Origin of the sequence: Mesorhizobium sp. M1322 (assembly GCF_040318085.1) — a bacterium.
Lineage (GTDB): Bacteria > Pseudomonadota > Alphaproteobacteria > Rhizobiales > Rhizobiaceae > Mesorhizobium.
Genome location: NZ_JAMYLP010000041.1, coordinates 1 through 18033, shown reverse-complemented (window position 1 = coordinate 18033; position 18033 = coordinate 1). Strand labels below are relative to the sequence as shown.

Sequence of the window (18033 nt, the reverse complement as noted above, 5' to 3'; positions counted from 1 at the left end):
CACCAGGATTATATTCAGTCCACTTCGCGCAGACGATATCCGACGCCGGTTTCGGTCGTGATGTAACGCGGCTGGTCGGGCGTTTTCTCGATCTTTTGCCTGAGCTGCCGCACATAGACCCTGAGATACTGCACGTCGGTCGAATCGCCCCAGACCTGCTTCAAAAGAAACTGGTGGGTGAGAACCTTGCCCGCGTACTGCACGAGGATGCGCAGGATGTCGTATTCCTTCGGCGAGAGCTTTATTTCCCTGCCCTCGATCATGACGATGCGCTTCACCAGATCGACCGTGAGATCGCCGGTTTGGAAGACCGGCTTCTCGCCTTGCTGCTGGAACTTGTGGCGGAGCGCCACCCGGATGCGCGCGACAAGCTCGTTCATGCCGAACGGCTTGGTGACATAGTCGTCGGCGCCGAGCTCAAGTGCCGAGACGATTCCGGCCTCGTCGGTACGGCTGGAAAGGATGACCACGGGAACATGCAGGCCGTCGTCCCGCCATTTGCGCAGCAATTCGTGGCCGCTCATTCCGGGCAGGCCGAGATCGAGCAGGATCAGGTCCGGCTTTTCCGTCTCCATCAGTTCGATCGCCGTCTTGGCGTTTGGCGCCTCGCTGATCGCATAGCCCTGGCTGCCAAGGCCGACGCGGAGCAGCTTGCGGATAGGCGGTTCGTCATCGACTACCAATATCCTGACGTCCAGGTTCGTCATGGCAGTTCATCCATGTCGGAGTCGTCCACATGTTGGACTTCCGGCACCGGCATCCTGATGGTGAAAACCGCACCGGAGCGGTCGGTCCTGTTGGCCGCCGAAATCGTCCCGCCCATCGCCTCGATGAAGCCGCGGCAGATCGAGAGCCCGAGCCCAGTGCCGGCACGGACCTGGTCGCCCTTGCGCACCCGGTGGAACGTGTCGAAAACGCGCTCCAGATCCGCTGGCGGAATGCCCGGCCCCTCATCCATGATCTGCAGGATGACGGAACCATTGTCGGCCCAGCCCTGCAGGCGGATCGTCGAACCTGGCGGCGCATATTTAGCGGCATTGTCAAGGAGGTTGAACAGCGCTTGCTCGAACAGGACGGGGTCGAGCCTCAACATCGGCAGATCCGTGGGAATGTCCATTTCGGTCTTGTGTTCGCCGATGATTTTCCTGGCCCGATGCAAGGCGGTGCCGACAATATCGCCGACATAGTGGAATGCGTAATTCGGCTCCATCGCACCGGATTCGATCTTGGTCATGTCGAGCAAATTGGCGATGAAGCGGTTCAGCCGTTCCGATTCGTCGAGCACGGTCGACAGCAGGTCCGCCCGGTCCGCTTCGGGAAGCGCCGGCGCAAATTCACGCAAGGTACCGGCGGCGCCCATGATGGCGGCAAGCGGTGTTTTCAGGTCATGGGAAATCGAGGTCAGCAGCGCCGAGCGCAGGCGGTCCGCCTCGGCCTCGAGCTTGGCCCGGTCGACGTCGGCAACAAGCTGGATGCGCTCGATGGCCACTGCCGCTTGATCGGCGAGCGCGTCGAGCAGGCGCTTCTGTTCGGGAGTCAGCAACGGGCCCTGCTTGTCGTTGTCGAGGCCGACGACGCCGACGGCGGTGCGCCCCGTCCGCAACGGCAGATATAGGCGTCTTGCTCCGGGCAGCGTGTCAGCGCCGCGGCCCGCGGGGCGATTGTGCTCCCAAGCCCAACGGGCGGCCGCGATGTCGGCCTCGGCCAGCGTGTCATCGGGTGGGTAGCCGGCCTTGACGGTGATCGAGCCGTTTTCCGGCAGCAGCAGCACCACGCGCAGCTTCAGCATCGAGGCAATCTGGAAGGCAGTCGCCCAGAGCACGTCGTCAAGCGTGCCAGCGCCGGCGAGCTTCTTCGAGAAGAGATAGATGTCTTCCGTGGCGCGTGCCCGCGAGCGGGCAGCGACCGCCTGTCGCTGCACGCGCACTGTCAGATTGCTGGCAATGACCGCAACAACCAGGAAGACAGCCAGCGCAACGATGCTCTCCGGATCCTGGATCGTCAGCGTGTAACGTGGTTCCAGGAAGAAAAAGTTGAAGGCAATGGCGCTGATGAGACAGGCATACAAAGCCGGCCAGAGACCACCAGTCACCGCCGAAGTCAGAACCCCGATGAGAAAGATGATCGCCAGATTGCGGACGTCGAGAAACTGGTGGAGAAGGACGGCGAAGGCGAGCGAGCCAGCAACATAGGCCGTGGCCTTGAGATAGGGCCAGATCTCGAATTGCCACTGCTCGTCCGCCGCCTTGACGGTCCTCGACGTCGCCTCGGCGTTGCGTTCGTTTCCCGAAATGACATGGACGCTGATGTCGCCGGCATTGCGAATGAGATCATAAGTGAGCGAGCCTTCGATCAATTCCCGCCAGCGCGATCGGGTCGGCCTGCCGATCACGATATGGGTGAAGTTGTTCGCGGTCGCATGGCGAACGATGTCCTGCGCGACGTTCTGACCTGGAATGGTCGTTACCTCGGCGCCGAGCTGCTCGGCAAGGCGCAGCAGCGTCGCTAGCCGATCCTTGTCCTCCTCCGACATCGCGGCTGAACGAGGGGTATCGACATGAAGCGCCGTCCAGGGGGCGCGGAGCCGGTCGGCCAATCTCCGCGCATAGCGGACACGGGCCGCCCCGCCCGGACGCGCATCGACGCAGACGAGAACCCTTTCCCCCGCCGCCCAGGGTCCGGGTATGGCGTGGGCCTGCATGTGGATCAGCAACTGCTCGTCGACGCGCTGGGCGGTGCGGCGGAGCGCCAGTTCCCTGAGCGCCGTCAAATTGCCCGGCGAGAAATAGTTCTCGATGGCGCGCTGGGCGGTGCTGGGGATATAGACCTTGCCCTCCTCGAGCCGCTTGATCAGGTCGTCGGGCGTGAGATCGATGATCTCGATGTCGTCGGCTTGGTCGATGACGGAGTCTGGAACCGTCTCGCGCACTCTGACGCGCGTGATCTGCGCCACGACATCGTTCAGGCTTTCGACATGCTGGATGTTGAGCGTCGTGTAGACGTCGATACCGTGCGTCAGGATTTCCTGAACGTCGAGATAGCGCTTGGGATGGCGGCTGCCCGGCGCGTTGGTATGGGCAAGCTCGTCGACGAGGACCAGCGCCGGACGCCGGGCAAGGATCGCGTCGAGGTCCATTTCCTCGAGGATGCGCCCCTTGTAGTCGACCTGGCGACGGGGAAGCACCTCATAGCCGTCGACCAGCACCTGGGTTTCCTTGCGGCCGTGCGTCTCGACGACGCCGATCACTACGTCCACCCCGTCGGCCAATCTTGCACGGCCCGACATCAGCATTTCATAGGTCTTGCCGACACCGGGTGCTGCGCCCAGGAATATCCGCAGACGACCGCGCGCCTCCCGCTCCGCATGATCAAGCAGCGCGTCGGGTGAAGGTCTGGTTTCGTTGCGGCTGTCGTCCGGCATCAGAATCGATCATGAATGGCGTTGGGGGTGGTGTCGATCCCCGGCCCACCATTCATTGCTTCCCACCATTCATTGCCTGATGGCCTCGTCCAGCGCCAGGTTGAGCGCCAGCACATTGACCACCGGCTCTCCCATGAAGCCGAGCTCGCGCTCCTCGACATGGCTGTCGACAAGTGTTTTAACCCTGGCTTCATCAACGTCCCTGGCCCTGGCCACCCTGGCGACCTGGAAATAGGCGGCTTCGGGGCTGATATGCGGATCGAGGCCGCTGCCTGAAGTCGTGACCAGATCCATAGGCACCGGCTGGTCCGGATTTTCCGCGTTCAGTCTGTCGGCATCGCCCTTGATGCGCTCGATCAGCTTGGGATTCGTCGGACCGAGATTCGAACCGCTCGATGAGGTGGCATTGTAACCGTCGCCGGCAGCCGACGGGCGGCCATGGAAATAGCGCTCGCTGGCGAAGGCCTGGCCGATCAGTTCGGAGCCGACGACCTTGCCGTCCTTCTCGATCAGACTGCCGTTGGCCTGGCGCGGGAACAAGGCTTGGGCGATGCCGGTCATGCCGATCGGATAGATCAGGCCGGTAAGGATGGTGAAGAAAGCGACCATGGTGATCGCGGGTCTGATTTGCTTGAGCATGGACTTAATTCCTTATGCGAGGCCAAGCGCGGTGATGGCCATATCGATCGCCTTGATGCCGACGAAGGGGACAATGATGCCGCCGAGGCCGTAGACAAGAAGGTTGCGGCTGAGCAGCGCGCCCGCGCCGATCGCGCGATATTTGACGCCTTTCAGCGACAGCGGGATCAGCGCGATGATGATCAGCGCGTTGAAGATGATGGCCGAGAGAATGGCGCTCTGCGGCGTTGCCAGATGCATGATGTTGAGCGCCTGCAGCGGACCTGATGTCTGTCCCGGCGCGATGTAGAAGACGGCGAATATTGCCGGGATGATGGCGAAATACTTGGCCACGTCGTTGGCGATGGAGAAGGTCGTCAGCGAGCCGCGCGTCATCAGCAGCGCCTTGCCGATTTCCACGATCTCGATCAGCTTGGTCGGATCGCTGTCGAGGTCGACCATATTGCCGGCTTCGCGCGCGGCGACCGTGCCGGTGTTCATGGCAACGCCGACATCGGCCTGCGCAAGGGCGGGCGCATCATTGGTGCCGTCGCCGCACATGGCGACGAGCTTGCCCTTGGCCTGTTCGTCGCGGATGAGCTTCAGCTTGTCCTCGGGCGTCGCCTGGGCAAGGAAATCGTCGACGCCGGCCTCTGCCGCGATCGCCGCCGCGGTCATCGGATTGTCGCCGGTGATCATCACGGTGCGGATCCCCATCTTGCGCAGTTCAGCGAAGCGTTCCCTGATGCCGCCTTTGACGATGTCCTTGAGATGGACGACGCCGAGCAAGCGTCCGTCGCGCTCGACCGCCAGCGGCGTGCCGCCGGATTTGGCGACGTCGTCGGCGATCGCCTGCAGATCGCGGACGGTGTCGCTGCTGGGGCGCGTACCATGCGTGGCGACGGTCGAACGATTGACGTGCGCGAGCACAGAATCGACCGCGCCCTTGCGCACCGAAGAGCCATCGATGTCGACGCCGCTCATGCGGGTTTGCGCGGTGAAGGGCACGAAAGCGGCATGCAATGTTGCCATGTCGCGGGCACGGATGGCGTATTTCTCCTTTGCCAGCACGACTATCGAGCGGCCTTCCGGCGTTTCATCGGCAAGCGAGGCCAACTGTGCAGCGTCGGCCAACTCCTGCTCGGTGACACCCTTGACCGGACGGAATGCCGTCGCCTGGCGATTGCCGAGCGTGATCGTGCCGGTCTTGTCGAGCAGCAGCGTGTCGACGTCGCCAGCCGCCTCGACGGCGCGGCCCGACATGGCCAGCACGTTGAACCGCACCAGGCGATCCATGCCGGCGATGCCGATGGCCGAAAGCAACGCCCCGATCGTCGTCGGGATCAAGGTGACGAACAGAGCGACCAGGACGGTCACCGAAATATAGCCGCCCGAATAGAAGGCGAAACTCGGGATTGTCGCCGTCGCCAGCACGAAGATCAGCGTCATGCCGACGAGCAGGATGTTGAGCGCGATCTCGTTGGGCGTCTTCTGGCGCTCGGCGCCTTCGACCAGCGAGATCATGCGGTCGAGGAACGTATGGCCGGAGGCCGCGGTGATGCGCACGCGGATCCAGTCGGACAATACTTGCGTGCCGCCGGTCACCGCCGAACGGTCGCCGCCGGATTCACGGATCACCGGAGCCGATTCGCCGGTGATCGCCGCCTCGTTGACCGAAGCGACGCCTTCGATCACCTCGCCGTCCGATGGAATGATGTCGCCAGCCTCGACGAGCACCACATCGCCGACCTTCAGGCTGGTGCCGGGAACCAGCTTGAATTTGGTGCGGTCGTCGCCGCTCAACAGCTTGGCCTCGGCCTCGGTGCGCGCCTTGCGCAGCGAATCGGCCTGCGCCTTGCCTCGGCCTTCGGCAACCGCTTCGGCGAAGTTGGCGAAAAGCACGGTGAACCACAACCAAATGATGATCTGCAGCGAGAAGCCGAGATCGCCGCCACCAGTGACAAGATCTTTGACGAACAGGACTGACGTGAGCGCCGAGACGACAGCGACGACGAACATCACCGGATTGCGCATCAAGGTGCGTGGATTCAGTTTCCTGACGGCCCCGCCGATGGCGGGCAGCAGGATGCGGGCATCCATGATAACAGCGGATTTGGACTGGCTCATTTAATGGCTCCAGTATCGATGTTGTTGACCGATCGATCGGATGCCGAAAGAAGATGCGGAAGCCCGGAGGCCAGCATCCAGATCACGATCATGATTGCCGCAATGCCGAAGAACGTGGACATGGTCGGGAAAGGAGGCGGGGTTGCCCCCTTCTGATCGGCTCGATGCCGAATCTTGCGACGTATGGTTTCGAACCAGGACATGACATTGATCCAAGGTGGGGCGGTTTCAGAATGTCTGCCCGCGGATGCCAGCCAGGTGCTCGACGATCGGTCCGACCGCCAGCGCCGGGAAGAAGGTGAGGCCGCCAACGATCAGAATGACGCCGACCAGCAGCCCGACGAACAGCGGCCCGTCGGTCGGGAAGGTGCCGGCGGAGGCGGGCACCGTCTTCTTGGCGACCAGCGAACCGGCGATCGCCAGAGCCGGGATGATGACCAGGAAGCGGCCCATCAACATGCCGATGCCGAGCGTGATGTTGTACCAGGGCGTGTTGCCGGTCAGGCCGCCAAAGGCCGAGCCGTTGTTGGCGGCAGCCGAGGTGTAGGCATAGAGAACCTCGGAAAACCCATGCGGGCCGGCATTGGCCATCGAAGCGACGCCTGTCGGCAGCACCACGGCGATGGCGGTGAAGATCAGCATCGCCAGCGGCAGGCAGAGAATGGCGAGCATTGCCATCTTGATCTCCTTGGCCTCGATCTTCTTGCCGAGATATTCGGGCGTGCGTCCGACCATCAGTCCGGCGACGAAGACGGCGATCACGATGTACATCAGGATGCCGTAGAGACCGGCGCCGACTCCGCCGACAATGACCTCGCCGAGCTGCATGTTGATGATCGGGATCATGCCGCCAAGCGCGGTGAAGCTGTCATGCATGGCGTTGACGGCGCCGCAGGACGCGGCCGTGGTGACGACCGCAAACAGCGCCGACAAAGCGATGCCGAAGCGCGTTTCCTTGCCTTCCATGTTGCCGCCGTCGATGCCCAGCGCATGAACCAGCGGATTGCCTGATGCTTCCGCCCAGTAGCAGACGGCGACGCCAGCGACGAACAGGGCGCCCATCGCAGTCAAGATCGCCCGACCCTGGCGCTGGTTGCCGTTCATGCGGCCGAAGACGTTGGTCAGCGCCGCACCGATGGCGAAGATCGAAACCATCTGGATCAGGTTCGAGATCGCATCGGGATTTTCGAAAGGATGCGCGGCATTGGCGTTGAAGAAGCCGCCGCCATTGGTGCCGAGCATCTTGATGGCGATCTGCGAGGCTGCTGGCCCGACCGCGATCGTCTGCCGCACGCCCTCCAATGTTGTGGCGTCGAGATAGGCGCTGAGTGTCTGCGGTATGCCGAGATAGACATAGACCAGCGTCAGCACGATGCAGAGCGGCAACAGCAGGTAAAGGGTGCACCGGGTCATATCGACCCAGAAATTGCCTATCGATTTGCCCGAGGCCTTGGTGAAGCCGCGGATCAGCGCGATTGCGATGGCTATGCCGGTCGCCGCGGACAGGAAGTTTTGCACGGTAAAGCCGGCCATCTGCACGAGATAGGACATCGTGCTTTCGCCGCCGTAGTTCTGCCAGTTGGTGTTGGTCATGAAGCTGGCGGCGGTGTTGAAGGCGAGACCGGGTTCGACGGCGCTCATACCGGCTGGATTGTAAGGCAGGCTGCCTTGCAGCCGCTGCAGGAAGTAAAGCACCAGGAAACCGGCCAGGTTGAAGAACAGCAGGGCCGCCGCATAGGTGGTCCAGTGCTGCTCCTCACGCTCGCTGGTTCCCGAGATGCGATAAAGGCTCCGCTCGACAGGACCCAAAATCGGCGAGAGGAATGTGCGGTCGCCGCTGAAAACGCGATACATGTAGCCGCCGAGCGGCTTCACCAGCAAAACAACGATCCCGCAATAGACGAGGATCTGTATCCATCCGTTGAAAGTCATTGAAATAGCTTTCCGTGCCTTCGCCAGTTGCCGTTAGAAACGTTCTGGGCGAACGAGGGCGTATGTCAGGTAGGCGAGAAGGAACAAGGTCACAGCGCCACCAAGGATGTAATCGACAAGCATGTTGTGATCCTTCCGCCCTAAAGACTGTCGCAGGCTTTGATGAAGGCGAAGAACAGGGCGAAAAATAAAAACCCTATTCCGAGAACGATGATGTCCATCGGACTTGCTCCTTATTTGCATTTTGCATTGCCTTGCCTGCAGCCGGCAGGGTTGAAGTCATGTGAAAACAGTCGGTCGCGATGGTAATGGCGACCGAGACGTGTCCTTCCCGACGGAATATGGATCAAAACCCCATAAAGGTTCGAGCCGGGGCAAAGAGGAAAGAAATAAAAATCCTATAAGGGGATTTTGCCGTCACGATCTCAGCGCACGGCGTTTAAAGACAAGTCGCGCGCCGGCGCGAAGCTGCCGAAAATCAACGATTGCGCGTATAGATCACGGCGTAGTCGTCCGCATACGCCCGCTTCCAGCCCAATTCATCGAAGAATGGAATGCGGCTGTCGTCCGGCGTCAGCAAGGCCCAGTCTATCGCATGCTTCTCGAGCTGGGCTACGAGGACAGGCTTTCCGCCGCTGCGCCCTGTCTCGGCATCTGTCTTCATAAAGCCGTTGAGAAAGAGCTGATCTGTCCGGCCGTCGATGAATGTCTTGATTCCATGGAAAATCAAGCTGCCGCCGAAGTTGTAGGAATTCAGGACATTGCCTGACAGATGATGGCTTTCGACGAATGCGAGCGCATCCTTGGCCGAAGTCTTCTGGCTCGGCGCGACCGGATAGGCGCTCGTGAGCATTGCGGTTGTAACCACCAGCAAAACGCCTGCCACGCCGCAGATCCGGTAAAATCGCTCTGCCAAAAACCGTTCCAGCCCGTCGCGCCTGTCGGACACCCATTTCGCCAGGGAAAGTGCTGGATATTGCTCCGCAATCTCGGCCGCAACCACGATCGGAACCAGCAGAAAGAACAGGTACATGAAGCGCAGATGAGTGAGATAGATATGCAAGGCAAAGACGATGAACAGCGCCTTCGCCCAGCCGATGCGGAGTTTCGACACAAGCAGCGCGAAAAAGAACAGTAGGATACCCACTTCCTGGAACGGCTGATCCGAAGCGTCGAACGGTTTCCACTCGATAATCAAGGGAACCGCTTCATTGCCATAGGCTACCGTGAAAGTGGCAAGGATGGCCTTGATGCCATAGGGATTGATCAAGCTGACCACCGGGCAAAGCAGTCCGAAGGCAACCCATTTGCCTAGGAGTACGGGGTTGGACAGGCGGGTTCGCACAAGAACATCAAGGCCGGCGAAAGCCGCGATGACGAAGCCGATGGTAAAGGTCGCGTGGAGATTGGCCCACAGGACAAGCAGGGCAAACAGCCACAGGGGCGGCCCCTGCTCATTGCGCGCTGCGCGGAAAAGCACTGCGGTCCAGATCACGATGATGGGCAAGGTGAAGATGTGCGGACGCGCTGTGTAGATCGGGGAGATCAAGGCCACCGCGAACAAGGCCAGACCCACTGCCGCCGTCGGTCTCAACCAGGTGCTGAGATGCCATGACAGCAGCGCGCCCGTCAGGGCGATGGTTGAGATGATCAGCACCGCCACGCCGTTCCAGCCACTTGCCGTGTAGGCGAGCGCAAGGAGAACCTGTCCAAGCCATTCCTTGGCAATCCACGGCTGGCCGGCGAAAGTATGAGAATATCTGTCGACAACCGGGAACGTACGATTTGCCAAAAGATCGAGCCCCACCTTGACCTGCCACCAACAGTCGGGGTCCTGCAGGATGGCTTGCGCGTGGGCGGAAAGCGCGAATGCCACGAGAGGCGCGACGAGCAGGCAGAACATCACCCTGGCCCGCTGCGCGTCGTTGACCGACGACGCGGTCGCAACGGTCGCTACGGTCGCCTGAATCCCGTTCATATCATATCTCCAAGCCGCTCTGCGGCAGATCGATTGGCGGTTTCAGCTTGTCGTTCATCCCAGGGCAGGGCGTCCGCTCAAACGGCAGGCTTGACCGCATGCACGAAATATTGGGCTCCCATAGGCATCCTGGTCAGGAAGCGCTCCAAGGGTCGCAATCTTGCGAGCACGCGTGGGAAAAAGATCCGGTAGACGACATCGGGTTTGGAGAAGCCGGCCGCAGCCATTCGCTTGCGCACATCGCGGCTGTTGATCAGAATTGCGTTCTCGTCGAAAGCACAGTTTCGCACCGCGTGCGTCGTCAGCGGATTCCAGGGATTGTGCTCGAACAAGAAGAAGCTGCCACCGCCGGTCAGCACTCTCTTGATCTCTCTGATCAGGCCGACATGGAGGTCTTCAGGGATGTGATGGAACACGCAGGCGGCGAAGGCGAGGTCGAAACTCCCGTCGTCGTAAGGGATCGTTTCGCCGTCGAAATGCCGGAAATCGGCCTGGCCGGGAAAGCGCTTGCGGGCGATGTCGAGCGACTGCGAGGAGGGGTCGAGCAAGGTGATTTCGCTGTTGGGAAATGCGGCGCGCATGGGCCCCAGCGAATTGCCGACGCCCGCGCCGAAGTCGAGTATCCGCCGCGGCTTCACGCCTGAGCGGGCGAGCCTTGCCGCGACATCGTCGATCTTGTACTGCGCGAAGAAATCCGGGGTTTCGCCGCTTAGCCGGATACTGGCGGCATGCTGCTGCTGATACTCCAGCGCGAACTGGTCAAACTCGGCCTGAAGCACGCGCGGCTCCCTTCGCCAGTTCATGGGCCATTTCCTGAAGGCGATGGACGGGCAGCTTCCCGGCGGCCGGATCGTGGGCGGCGATCTCGTTTATCAGGTAGAGTGGCCGCCGCTTGGTCTCCATATACATGCGCCCGAGATATTCCCCGAAAATCCCAAGGACCAGCAGCTGGACGCTGCCGAGGATCAGCACGATCGCGGCCAGGCTGGTCCAGCCGGGCAACACGCTGCCGGCAATCCATGAAAACAGCGTGTAGCCGAGCGAAGCAAGCCCGAGAAAGCCGAAGATCAAGCCGAGATGCGAGGCGAACCGCAGGGGCACGATGGAGAAGCTCGTCATCGCATCCATTGCCAGAAGCACCATCTTCTTCAACGGGTAATGCGTGGTGCCTGCGAAGCGCTGGTGCCGCTCATAGGCAAAAGCCACCTGCTTGAGGCCGATCCAGCTCACCATGCCGCGAATGAAGCGGTAACGCTCGGGCATCGCATTGAGATGATCGAGCGCGCGGCGGCTCATCAGGCGAAAATCCCCGGAATCGAGCGCCATGTCGACATCGACCATCTTGCGCAGCAGACGGTAGAACAATGCGGCGGTTGCGCGCTTGAACCAGCCTTCGCCCTGGCGCTTCAGCCGCTGGCCATAGACGACGTCGAACCCCTCATCCATCTTTGCCATCATGGCTTTGAGCAATTCCGGCGGGTCTTGGAGGTCGGCATCGAGAATGAGAATGCGCTGGCCGCGGCAAAACTCCAGGCCGGCGCTGAGCGCAATCTGGTGGCCGTAATTTCGGGCGAGGTCTATGCCGACGACATGGCTGTCCTGTTTGGCGAGTTCGAAAATGGCCTCGCGGGTGCCGTCGGTGGCTCCGTCGATGACCAGCACGATCTCGTAGGAATGTCCCGCTTGTTCACGGCAAACGGCTGTCACGCGCCGGTAAAGCTCGGCGACTCCACCGATTTCATTGTAGCACGGCACGACAACCGACAGCGCGACGGCGCGTCGCGCAGCGATTTTCTCTGGTTGCGCCAAAAGCCCAGCTCCCATGGTTAGAACGGGAATAGGCCGAATTTGTTAGAAAATTGATAAGCCGCTCAGGATTGCCGGCCCGCGACGCCAGATAAGCGAAGCGTACCGATGGCCGGGCGCGTGCGACGGTGATGCGGGGATACGGCGAGGGCGGACACTCCGCCAAGTCGGCGGCTCAGCCTTCGGCCTTGAAGTTCTTCGCTTCCTTCTCCACCTTGGCGTGGTCCTTGCCGTGCTTGCGCATCAGATCTTTCGCCTGGTTGGGCGAAACGTCGGTGGTCTCGGCCAGGCGCAGGGCCTCCTTGTCGTCCGGTTGGCGTTTCTTCCGATCCGCCATTGTGGTCCGCTTGTCAGCCATCACGACGCCTTTATGCTCTCGGCGATTTCGTGCAGCACCTTGCGATCGGTGCCGTGGCGCTTGATCAAGGTGCGTGCCTGTTCGGGAGTAATGCCGGCTTCCTCGGCGAGATGCCTCACCTCATAGTCTTCGTCGCCGGCAACTTGTGAGCGATCGCGGTTGTCGGTCTTGGTCTTGTCGTCGGGCATGGCAGTTCTCTTCGTTGACCTAGAGCATAACGATGGAGATTTCGTGAGGTTCCTTAGTGCCGGCCTTCGCGCACAAACACATGGGCTTCCTTGGCAGCGGCCGTGAATGCCCGCCGCGCACTGCCAACTGCCCGCCGCTGCTCCATCGCATCCATCATGGCTTTCAAGGCCGCGCGATATTTCGGCCCGCGCTTTTCGTCAGGCCATTTGTCGACCAGAAGCGAGGCCGCCTGGACCGTCCTCGTCACAGAGAGGGGGCGGCCGATCCGTTCGCTCTCGATCGTCACCGGAATGTCGAATTGTTCATCACGCATTACCGCCACTCCTTGACTCCAAGGGCGGAAACGGCGCACCGGGACTATTCGTTCCGATGACGAAAGGCGTGATCCATCCCGATCACAATTCATGGTTACTGAGTGGCTTACGTCGCCGGTCTAAAGCGCGTCGCGTTGACCGGCCTCATGCGACGCGCTTTAGGTTGTTGTTTTATGCATGTCGTTATCGCAAAACCGCTGCACACTTTTGCGCGACATGAATTTAGTTCCGACAGTGCGCAGGCTGATTGGGCGCAGGGCGCCATGCATTAGCGGGACCGATGGTCGAACACGACCCCCATGGTCCTACCAATTGCGGTCATCACGACAAGCTCGACCAGATGGTCGTCGCTGTCCTCACACGCCGGTGCTGCCCGGCGGATGGCATCTATTGCGGCTCTGGTCGATATGGTGTCGCCGGCGCGGAATTTTGAAAGCGCAGATGAAACAAGTCCCTGGGCCGTCAAGTCAACGACAGGCACTCTCGAAACGATGTTCATTGGCCTCCTCCGCCATGAACCCTGCCCCGCGAGAATGATACGCCGAATAGCAGTTTCCGCCAGCGAAACAGTGGTCCGACGAGAGGCCAATCGGACCGGGACAGTTGCCTTTTTGCAGGGCTCAGCGCGACGCTGCCGACTTCGATTTCTCTCGGCTCCTCGCAGCTGGCTTGACCCTTATACGCATCGCGCCACCCTCGGGATGATCGATCTCAAAGGCATTGGTCTTCCGCACGAGATCGCTCAGCTTGCGGAAGCCGAAGGTTCTCGGATCGAAGTCCGATGCCAGATTGGCGAGCTGATTGCCTACGATGCCGAGCGGCACCCAGCCGTCCTCGGTTCCCATCTGTGAAATGACCTTGGTGATGATCGGCGTCGCGGCGCTGGGCGGCTGCAACGATCTCGTCGGGGCCGCATCGTGGGCGTTGGCTGGTGCGGTCGCAAGCAGGTTCTCGGTATATACGAACCGGCGGCATGCCTGCCGGAAACTCTCCGGCGTCTTCTGCTCGCCAAACCCGTAAACGTCGATCCCATGTTCCCTGATGCGAGCGGCAAGGCGGGTGAAATCGCTGTCGGACGACACCAGGCAGAAGCCTTCGAACCGCCCGCTGTGGAGAAGGTCCATCGCGTCGATGACGAGCGTGATGTCGGATGCGTTCTTGCCGGTGGTGTAGGCGAATTGCTGCTGCGGGATAATCGCATGCTTCGACAGCACATCGGCCCAAGCCTTCGAACGGGTGCTGGAAAAATCGCCATAGATGCGACGAACGCTCGCCTCGCCGATCTTGGCGATTTCCTCGAACAACCCGTCGGCAATCTTGGCCGAGGCATTGTCTGCGTCGATCAGCACTGCAAGCCTTGGAGAGCGTGGTTCGGTTGGCAAGGTGAGCCCCTGTTTTTAGCTTCGCACCAGATGACATAGTGACATGTGGTGCAGCGGTAACCGTTTTATCGAGATTCGACGGATGTCATCTACTTCTCCCGATACAAGATCATACCGGCGTGGTGCAGCACGCCGTCAATGAACATTCCGTCAGCGGTAAAGCCGGTGTCGTCCCAGTAGTCGATGTGGATCGCGATCGGTTCGGGGCGCCTTCGCATCCGAGGGAGCTTGCAGGCCATCGCTGCATTGGCTGGCGCCGCGCACCGAAGGTCGCGCCCTATCGCTGGGAATTCGCCGAGAACGGCAAGGAGTTGAGCGTCGCCGTTTCGCCGGAGATCACGACCAACGACATGGCGTTGATGATAAAGCTCGCCATTGCCGGCGCCGGCATCACCTTCGGCATGGAGGAGAGCTTTCGTCCGTGGATCGATCGGGGCGAACTGGTGCCAGTTCTCGAGGACTATTGCCCGCGCTTCGCCGGCTTCTACCTCTATTATCCGAGCCGTCGCAACGTGGCGCCGAAGCTGCGCGCCCTTGTCGATCACCTGCGGCGTCATGGCTAAAGCGCGTCGCGTTTGACCGGCCTCATGCGACGCGCTTTAGGTTGTTGTTTTTATTCATGTCGTTACCGCAAAACCGCTGCACACTTTTGCGCGACATGCATTAGCCTCTTTCGCCAGTATGGCGACCATGTCGATGTTGCAATTACATTAGCGTGAGCGCATGTTTTCATCAGCCGGCGCAAGCCGGTTAGGCCCGGTGGCTGGCCGGTCACCCCCATAGGCTGCCGGGCCGCCTGAAACGGCTTGGGAGGGCATGCCATCCGAAAATCTCGGAACTTTTTTTCAAGACAGCGATCGTGTTTTTATCTTGGGAATCGCAGCCGGCCTGCAGATGGCAATTTCGCCCTGAACCCGACAAAAGCCGCCCGCAGGATCGCAATGGTCCATCATGGCGTCTACAATTTTGGCCTGGTCGTGATGTTGGCGGCTCTCTACTTGATGCTGCATGGAAATTCGGCCCTTGAGCCGATCGTCGCCACCGGCATCCATGATCGTCGCTAACAGCCTGCTCATCTTTGCCTTCGTGGTTTTCTCCGCCGAACGGCGCGCTCAGTCTCGGGGATACCTGCGGTTCCACGCTAAACGGCGTCGGCTGAGCCACCAAAAGGCTCGCGCCTCTGAGAGTTTGGTCATCATTGTGCCGGCAATGCCTTCGCGGCGTCGGTCAGGGTTGCCCGATCGTTGCCGTGCTTGCGGATCAGCTCGCGCACCTGCTTCGGCGTGATGTTGTTCTGCAAAGCGAAAAAGTTCACCTCATAATCATCGTCCGCCGATATCTTGCTACGGTCACGGAAGTCGCGTTTGGTTTTGTCGTCTGCCATATCGCACGTCCTTTAGAATCTTATTATGTTAACTATAGCTAATATACGCCGGTGACCTAGACTAGGTTCCATGCGTAGGCGGGCAGGAGCCGGCACCGGCCGGCTAGAGTTCATCCCCCCAATGGAGCCCAAGCTGGTGGCCAAGCCGCCTGAAGGCGACGACTGGATTCACGAAATTAAGCTGGATGGCTATCGCGCCCAGATCATCATCAACAGCCCCAAGGATATCCGCGTCTATACCGAAACCGGCAAGGACTGGACCCGTAAATATCTGGGCATCGTGGAAGCGGCGACGGAGCTTGATGTCAAGAACGCCATCATCGACGGCGAGGCGGTCGTCACCGACAAGGCCGGTATGCCCGACTTCAACGCGCTCCAGAACGCCGTCCACAACAGTCCCTATGGCATGTACCTCTGCGCATTCGACATTCTGCACCTGAACGGCCGTGATCTGCGCGACATCGGCTGCAAGGCGCGCCGCGAAATTCTCTGCGGTATCGTCAAGCCGCACAGCCGGATCCAGTTCAGCGAGGCCATCCCTGGTGACGCCAAGTCGATCTTCTATCTCGTCGAGCAGGTCGAGCTTGAGGGAATTGTCTCGAAGCGCGCCGACAGCAAATATCGCAGCGGCCCGACCTCGAACTGGCTGAAGACCAAGAGCTTCACGGTCGATGAATTCGAACTGCTGGGCGTCGAGCGCGAGCCCGGCGAGGCAGCCTTCGCCCTTTTGGCACAGCCCGGCACCGGGAAATATGTCGGTTCCGCCCTCATCAGCCTGGGCCGCGACATGAAGGAGCGGCTGTTGAAGCGGGTTCGGGAGCACGCCGGGCCGCCGCCAGAGGCCATGAAGAAACGGCCTGGGACACAATGGGTCACGCCCGGGGTGAAGCTGCGCATCAAGCATCTTCGCGGCGACCACAGCCACATACGCAATGCGTCGCTGCTGGGTTTCGGAGACGACGACGACTAGAAAGGCCGGGCCGGCGCGCAAGTTCGACCGCGAGTTTGGCGTTCTCTTTTGGCGCGCGTTTTTCATCTGTTCGGCCGATGCGCCGGTTCGTTGGAGGGTAGAGATTGAAAATCTGCCTTAGCTCTGGACCGTTCGTGCTGGCGGTCGCCTCTGCAGACTTCGGATGAAGGGCTGACCTACATTGTTGCGCGCAGGCTCATATCCGATCGCGGCAAGGGTTGCTTTCCTTGTCGCGTTGGCCGGCGTTCTCCTGCTCGCCGTTTTTCCGGAGTGGCTCCTGCAGAATTTGGGCGTGACCTTCACGCATCATGGCAAGCTCATCCACGCTGCCGCATTCGCTGTTTTGGCGGCCTTGGGAAGTCTTGGCTGGACGGGAAACAAGGCAAAGCTGATTGTTCTCCTCGCATTTTCGGGACTGGCGATTGAAGTTGTTCAGGGCGCGCAACTGATAGGGCGCGGTCCGGATGTATTCGACTGGATTGCCGACTGTGCCGGCATGGCCTGCGGGATCACGATCGCAAGCTGGACAAAGTGGCTCGCTGGAGGGCTGCCATAGGCGTTGGTCTGTGAATTACGTGTGACTTGATTCATGAATGAAATTACGGTGACAGTGCACCATTTTCTTTTCCCCGCCTGCCGCGTTTTCCCGATTTCACGGCTTTTCCGGTTTGCTTGGCAATCCGGTCCAGAAGTGCTTCGCTGCCCATCGGCCGCACAGATGCCGACATCGCGGCGGCAAGGCAAGTCGAGCCATGCGTTCAATTTACACACAGCGACAGCCGAGAAAACATGGAGAAAAGTGCACTGTCACCGTAATTCCAAATTGGGCTGCTCGGGCCGTTCTGCGACAAAGAGAGTATCGGAGAGAAGCCCAAGCCGCTCGCGATCCGCGGAGGGTATACGATCTGAATTTATTTGGATGACGGTAAAACCCGCATACTCGATACGCTCCTTGATATCGGGTCCGTAGGCTCGCACGTGATCTGATCCGCCGAAGCGCTCGTCGCGCTCGCTCAGTGACATGGATGGCGTCGCTTCGATGGTTTGACGATAAATAAGCGGTACCTGGATCCAGACCTGTCCTCGGGGCTTAAGAGATGACCAAATTTCCCGAAATACATGCCGATCATCGGGTACGTGTTCCATGACGTGACACAAGACGACGATATCGAGATCGTTGGTGCGACTCATGTCCATCAGGTCAATCTTCACGGTATCTGGCCCGTACCGTCCTGGCTCGACATCGCCTTTAATTAGATTGCCCGCTTGAGAGAGTCTCCTTGAAAGCCCCTTCTCGCTCGGCGCAATCTGGAGAATTCTAAGCTGTCCCGTCGGCAGCTTGATTAGCTTGCGGTCTAGAGCACGTCCTGTTTAATCCGGTTCATATCCTGCGGCTTTGAAGTAATTGGCACATTCGGCTGGGGTGAAGAGGTCGACGACCGCGCCGACCGCGTCCCACAGAGCCTTGATGGTTCTCTCGGCCTTTGCTCGCAGCAGCGCCTTGAGTTTGGCGAAGGCGTTCTCAATCGGATTGAAGTCGGGACTGTAGGGCGG

Annotated in this window: 18 protein-coding genes and 4 pseudogenes; 4 read left to right on the top strand and 18 right to left on the bottom strand. The window is 60.4% G+C overall.

Going from position 1 to position 18033, the window contains the following annotated elements:
• Nucleotides 1-14: 14 nt before the first annotated feature.
• From NKH12_RS16740 to NKH12_RS16670, 15 genes and pseudogenes are all read right to left on the bottom strand, one after another.
• Nucleotides 15-707 carry a response regulator transcription factor gene (locus NKH12_RS16740; protein WP_352954151.1) on the bottom strand — a complete coding sequence of 231 codons (693 nt, stop codon included), beginning with the start codon at nt 705-707 and terminating at the stop codon, nt 15-17.
• Entirely contained in the window at nt 704-3421 is a 2718-nt protein-coding gene (locus tag NKH12_RS16735; RefSeq protein WP_352954150.1) for a DUF4118 domain-containing protein, read from the bottom strand. Before NKH12_RS16735 ends, NKH12_RS16740 begins: the two co-directional genes overlap by 4 nt.
• Before the next feature lie 69 nt (nt 3422-3490).
• Nucleotides 3491-4060: a potassium-transporting ATPase subunit KdpC gene (gene kdpC / locus NKH12_RS16730; RefSeq protein WP_352954149.1), complete on the bottom strand. Its 570-nt coding sequence runs from the start codon at nt 4058-4060 to the stop codon at nt 3491-3493.
• Between the two features lie 12 nt (nt 4061-4072).
• Complete coding sequence (kdpB, locus tag NKH12_RS16725; protein ID WP_352954148.1) at nt 4073-6166, bottom strand: potassium-transporting ATPase subunit KdpB; 2094 nt, start codon at nt 6164-6166, stop codon at nt 4073-4075.
• A complete protein-coding gene (locus NKH12_RS16720; protein ID WP_352954147.1) occupies nt 6163-6369 on the bottom strand; it encodes a hypothetical protein in 207 nt (68 codons plus the stop codon). Before NKH12_RS16720 ends, kdpB begins: the two co-directional genes overlap by 4 nt.
• Nucleotides 6370-6394: 25 nt before the next feature.
• Entirely contained in the window at nt 6395-8098 is a 1704-nt protein-coding gene (gene kdpA / locus NKH12_RS16715) for a potassium-transporting ATPase subunit KdpA (protein ID WP_352954146.1), read from the bottom strand.
• Nucleotides 8099-8131: 33 nt separating this feature from the next.
• The gene (locus tag NKH12_RS16710) at nt 8132-8221 is read right to left on the bottom strand and encodes a K(+)-transporting ATPase subunit F (RefSeq protein WP_036266998.1); all 90 of its coding nucleotides are present in this window, start codon (nt 8219-8221) and stop codon (nt 8132-8134) included.
• Nucleotides 8222-8576: 355 nt separating this feature from the next.
• A complete protein-coding gene (locus NKH12_RS16705) occupies nt 8577-10076 on the bottom strand; it encodes a hypothetical protein (protein ID WP_352954145.1) in 1500 nt (499 codons plus the stop codon).
• Nucleotides 10077-10153: 77 nt separating this feature from the next.
• A complete protein-coding gene (locus NKH12_RS16700; protein WP_352954144.1) occupies nt 10154-10879 on the bottom strand; it encodes a class I SAM-dependent methyltransferase in 726 nt (241 codons plus the stop codon).
• Nucleotides 10836-11885 (bottom strand): glycosyltransferase family 2 protein, encoded by a 1050-nt coding sequence (locus NKH12_RS16695; protein WP_352954143.1) that lies wholly within the window; start codon nt 11883-11885, stop codon nt 10836-10838. Before NKH12_RS16695 ends, NKH12_RS16700 begins: the two co-directional genes overlap by 44 nt.
• Before the next feature lie 172 nt (nt 11886-12057).
• On the bottom strand, nt 12058-12240 hold the full coding sequence (locus NKH12_RS16690; RefSeq protein WP_352954142.1) for a hypothetical protein: 183 nt from the start codon (nt 12238-12240) through the stop codon (nt 12058-12060).
• Nucleotides 12240-12428: a DUF3606 domain-containing protein gene (locus NKH12_RS16685; RefSeq protein WP_202365981.1), complete on the bottom strand. Its 189-nt coding sequence runs from the start codon at nt 12426-12428 to the stop codon at nt 12240-12242. Before NKH12_RS16685 ends, NKH12_RS16690 begins: the two co-directional genes overlap by 1 nt.
• Nucleotides 12429-12481: 53 nt before the next feature.
• A complete protein-coding gene (locus tag NKH12_RS16680) occupies nt 12482-12742 on the bottom strand; it encodes a DUF982 domain-containing protein (protein WP_352954141.1) in 261 nt (86 codons plus the stop codon).
• A 621-nt stretch (nt 12743-13363) separates the two neighbouring features.
• Nucleotides 13364-14125 carry an NYN domain-containing protein gene (locus NKH12_RS16675; protein ID WP_352954140.1) on the bottom strand — a complete coding sequence of 254 codons (762 nt, stop codon included), beginning with the start codon at nt 14123-14125 and terminating at the stop codon, nt 13364-13366.
• 89 nt (nt 14126-14214) lie between these two features.
• A pseudogene (locus NKH12_RS16670) lies at nt 14215-14316 on the bottom strand (Atu4866 domain-containing protein); the annotation flags it as partial.
• Here NKH12_RS16670 and NKH12_RS16665 point away from each other — a divergent pair.
• Both NKH12_RS16665 and NKH12_RS16660 read left to right on the top strand, forming a co-directional pair.
• Nucleotides 14317-14688, top strand: a pseudogene (locus NKH12_RS16665) (LysR substrate-binding domain-containing protein); the annotation flags it as partial. It abuts the pseudogene before it with no gap.
• Nucleotides 14689-14921: 233 nt separating this feature from the next.
• A pseudogene (locus tag NKH12_RS16660) lies at nt 14922-15244 on the top strand (hypothetical protein); the annotation flags it as partial.
• A 76-nt stretch (nt 15245-15320) separates the two neighbouring features.
• On the opposite strand, the gene NKH12_RS16655 reads toward NKH12_RS16660, so the two are convergent.
• Nucleotides 15321-15509, bottom strand: coding sequence for a DUF3606 domain-containing protein (locus NKH12_RS16655; RefSeq protein ID WP_292182883.1), 189 nt, complete (start codon nt 15507-15509; stop codon nt 15321-15323).
• Between the two features lie 70 nt (nt 15510-15579).
• On the opposite strand from NKH12_RS16655, the gene NKH12_RS16650 reads away from it, so the two are divergent.
• Both NKH12_RS16650 and NKH12_RS16645 read left to right on the top strand, forming a co-directional pair.
• Nucleotides 15580-16479, top strand: a complete 900-nt coding sequence (locus NKH12_RS16650) for an ATP-dependent DNA ligase (RefSeq protein WP_352954139.1) — start codon at nt 15580-15582, stop codon at nt 16477-16479.
• 181 nt (nt 16480-16660) lie between these two features.
• Nucleotides 16661-17035, top strand: coding sequence for a VanZ family protein (locus tag NKH12_RS16645; protein ID WP_352954138.1), 375 nt, complete (start codon nt 16661-16663; stop codon nt 17033-17035).
• Between the two features lie 251 nt (nt 17036-17286).
• Here NKH12_RS16645 and NKH12_RS16640 read toward each other — a convergent pair whose 3' ends face one another.
• Together NKH12_RS16640 and NKH12_RS16635 are read right to left on the bottom strand one after the other, a co-directional pair.
• Nucleotides 17287-17691, bottom strand: a complete 405-nt coding sequence (locus tag NKH12_RS16640; RefSeq protein ID WP_352954137.1) for a class I SAM-dependent methyltransferase — start codon at nt 17689-17691, stop codon at nt 17287-17289.
• Nucleotides 17692-17850: 159 nt separating this feature from the next.
• Nucleotides 17851-18033: pseudogene (locus tag NKH12_RS16635) on the bottom strand (IS630 family transposase); the annotation flags it as partial.

Excerpts from the sequence above, each read along its gene's own strand:
- NKH12_RS16680 (WP_352954141.1), bottom strand. The coding sequence starts at position 12,742 with ATGCGTGATGAACAATTCGACATTCCGGTGACGATCGAGAGCGAACGG.
- kdpA (WP_352954146.1), bottom strand. The coding sequence starts at position 8,098 with ATGACTTTCAACGGATGGATACAGATCCTCGTCTATTGCGGGATCGTT.
- NKH12_RS16740 (WP_352954151.1), bottom strand. The coding sequence starts at position 707 with ATGACGAACCTGGACGTCAGGATATTGGTAGTCGATGACGAACCGCCT.
- NKH12_RS16735 (WP_352954150.1), bottom strand. The coding sequence starts at position 3,421 with ATGCCGGACGACAGCCGCAACGAAACCAGACCTTCACCCGACGCGCTG.
- NKH12_RS16690 (WP_352954142.1), bottom strand. The coding sequence starts at position 12,240 with ATGGCTGACAAGCGGACCACAATGGCGGATCGGAAGAAACGCCAACCG.
- kdpB (WP_352954148.1), bottom strand. The coding sequence starts at position 6,166 with ATGAGCCAGTCCAAATCCGCTGTTATCATGGATGCCCGCATCCTGCTG.
- NKH12_RS16705 (WP_352954145.1), bottom strand. The coding sequence starts at position 10,076 with ATGAACGGGATTCAGGCGACCGTAGCGACCGTTGCGACCGCGTCGTCG.
- NKH12_RS16700 (WP_352954144.1), bottom strand. The coding sequence starts at position 10,879 with ATGAACTGGCGAAGGGAGCCGCGCGTGCTTCAGGCCGAGTTTGACCAG.
- NKH12_RS16710 (WP_036266998.1), bottom strand. The coding sequence starts at position 8,221 with ATGCTTGTCGATTACATCCTTGGTGGCGCTGTGACCTTGTTCCTTCTC.
- NKH12_RS16650 (WP_352954139.1), top strand. The coding sequence starts at position 15,580 with ATGCGTAGGCGGGCAGGAGCCGGCACCGGCCGGCTAGAGTTCATCCCC.
- kdpC (WP_352954149.1), bottom strand. The coding sequence starts at position 4,060 with ATGCTCAAGCAAATCAGACCCGCGATCACCATGGTCGCTTTCTTCACC.
- NKH12_RS16655 (WP_292182883.1), bottom strand. The coding sequence starts at position 15,509 with ATGGCAGACGACAAAACCAAACGCGACTTCCGTGACCGTAGCAAGATA.
- NKH12_RS16685 (WP_202365981.1), bottom strand. The coding sequence starts at position 12,428 with ATGCCCGACGACAAGACCAAGACCGACAACCGCGATCGCTCACAAGTT.
- NKH12_RS16720 (WP_352954147.1), bottom strand. The coding sequence starts at position 6,369 with ATGTCCTGGTTCGAAACCATACGTCGCAAGATTCGGCATCGAGCCGAT.